Raw genomic sequence first — 2,333 nt, forward strand, 5'->3', positions numbered from 1 at the left:
GCCTCTGACAGTTTCCTGCGGTGGCCACCCACGCAAAGAGAAATAAAGCAGAGCAGAAGCGGGTCGCTTCGCTCTTTGTAGTGCCGAGCCATGCTCGGCTCAGGGCCGGCATGCGCTGTACGAGAGGCAGGCGAGGGCACAGCGACGTGCGCATTACGCGGCCTGCAACTGCACATCCACGTATTCCGACAGCCCTCGGCAGGCCAGCAGCAGGCCTTCGCGGGCGTCGTCGGGCAGATGCTGCGTGTCGTCGCCGTCCACGCGCACGCGTTCGCTGGCGTGCAGCAGTTCCAGCAGGAAGGTCAGCCCGGCATTGGCGCGGTCGATGCGCGCCATCGCCATGCACTGCGCCTGCGTTCGCCCTTGGCTCGGCCACGGCTGGCCATCTGCCGCTTCCACCTGGCGGATGCGCTGCAGGCAGTCCAGCAGGGTAGGGCCGCCAGGCGCGTTGGCGGCCTGCGTTGCAGTGAGCGTGGTTTCCAGCGCGCGGGCGATGTCATGCGGCAGCTGGTGAGCAGCCTCGCCCAGCGTGGCGAACAGGTACGGGTAGGTGGAAGCGGACATGGCGGGGGCCTCGTGCGGTCGGCAAGGGCCACCCCGCGTGGAGGCGAGGGTGGCAGGCGATGCGTGGCTCCAATACCGGTGATAGACGCTGGAACGCCGGCGGGCACGAGGCCCTCCACGCACCGCCCGCCAAAGACGCACGGACGGATTGCCAGCCGACGCCGCTCAACAAGGAAAAAGCGACGCCGGCTGGCAAGCGTAAACAACGCATCTATCAAACGGGATTGGAGTCCCGTGCCACCCGTTGTCGGTGGCCGCACATGATGTGCACGGGGCCCTTGCGGCTCCAATCAGAATTGTTTGAAACCCGGAAAGTCCAGTCGCCAAAAGCAGTTGTCGCCGAAGGAGTCGATAGCGTCAAACAGCGCTGACAGCTTCGCGAAAGCGCCGGTTGCTACCGTGCCGCGGGTGAAATGGAAACGAATGCTTGGCGGCTGCCGTGAGGCAGTGCGCACGATCGATCTGCCGTTGCTGGTCGCGTTGTTGATCCTGATGGGCGCGGGCCTGGCGGTGCTGTACAGCGTGAACGGGCCGGTGCATGGGCAGGCGATGCGCTTCGCCGGTGGCCTGGTGGCGATGTGGCTGTTGTCGCGGGTCTCGCTGCTGCGCCTGCGCGCGTGGACGCCTGCCATCTATGCGTTGTCGATGCTGCCGTTGATGGCGGTGTATGTGATCGGCACCGGTAAATACGGGCAACGTTGGCTCAACCTCGGCGTGTTCTACCTGCAGCCCTCGGAGCTGCTCAAACTCAGCCTGCCGTTGATGATGGCCTGGTATCTGCACCGTCAGCCGCTGCCGCCATCGCCGCGCACGGTGTTGACGGCAGCGGTGCTGATCGGGGTGCCAGCGGTGCTGATCCTGATGCAGCCCAACCTGGGTACGGCCACGCTGGTGACCGCCAGCGGCGTGTTTGCGTTGCTGCTGGCTGGCCTGCAGTGGCGCTGGGTGGTGGCCGGCTTGAGTGCGGTGTCGGTGGCTGCTCCACTGGCGTGGTTCGGGCTGCTGCGGCAGTACCAGAAGAACCGTGTCCTGACCTTCCTGGATCCGGCTGCCGATCCCTTGGGCACCGGTTGGAACATTCTGCAATCGCGCATCGCCATCGGCTCGGGTGGCATGCAGGGGCGTGGCTGGGGCCACGGCACACAGGCCACATTGGATTTCCTGCCCGAGTACACCACCGATTTCGCGTTCTCGGTATTGGCCGAGGAATTCGGCTGGATCGGCGTGGTGACGGTGTTCGCCTTGTATCTGTTCGTGGTCGGGCGATGCCTGTCGATCGCAGTGCAGGCACGCGACACGCACGCGCGGCTGTTGGCCGGCAGCCTCGGTCTGGCGTTCTTCGTGTACGTACTGGTCAACGGCGGGATGATTTCCGGCTTGCTGCCGGTGGTGGGCATTCCGATGCCGCTGATCAGCTACGGAGGCACTTCGGCGGTGTCGTTGCTGGCCGGTATCGGCCTGGTGATGGCGGTGCGCGGGCATCGGCCGGTACACGCGTAGGTTTCCAGCCAACGGCGCAGCCCCTCGTGGGTGGCCGCAAAGCGATTCATGAGGAGGCTCGGGTAGATGGGCTGCGCAGGGGCCGCTGCAAGTACGTCCCTGTAAGCTCGGTCGCCGCATCCATGCGGCTCACGCCCCTGCGCAGCCCATCTACCCGGCCACGGACACGTTCCTGTGGCGTCCACCACGCAAGAAGAAAAAAGATCAAAAGCAAAAGCAGCATGGCCGGTTGCCCACGCTTCCAGTAGAGCCGAGCCCGCGCTCGGCTC

2 protein-coding genes are annotated in these 2,333 nt (G+C 65.5%); one reads left to right on the forward strand and one right to left on the reverse strand.

Annotation, left to right across the window (positions count from 1 at the left end):
- Positions 1-153: 153 nt before the first annotated feature.
- Positions 154-564: a hypothetical protein gene (locus tag DBR20_RS05940; protein WP_025877245.1), complete on the reverse strand. Its 411-nt coding sequence runs from the start codon at positions 562-564 to the stop codon at positions 154-156.
- A 423-nt stretch (positions 565-987) separates the two neighbouring features.
- Here DBR20_RS05940 and rodA point away from each other — a divergent pair, with 423 nt between their 5' ends.
- Complete coding sequence (gene rodA, locus DBR20_RS05945) at positions 988-2,064, forward strand: rod shape-determining protein RodA (RefSeq protein ID WP_181393027.1); 1,077 nt, start codon at positions 988-990, stop codon at positions 2,062-2,064.
- Positions 2,065-2,333: the final 269 nt, after the last annotated feature.

This window comes from Stenotrophomonas sp. HMWF023 (assembly GCF_003060985.1).
GTDB classification, from domain to species: Bacteria; Pseudomonadota; Gammaproteobacteria; order Xanthomonadales; family Xanthomonadaceae; genus Stenotrophomonas; species Stenotrophomonas lactitubi.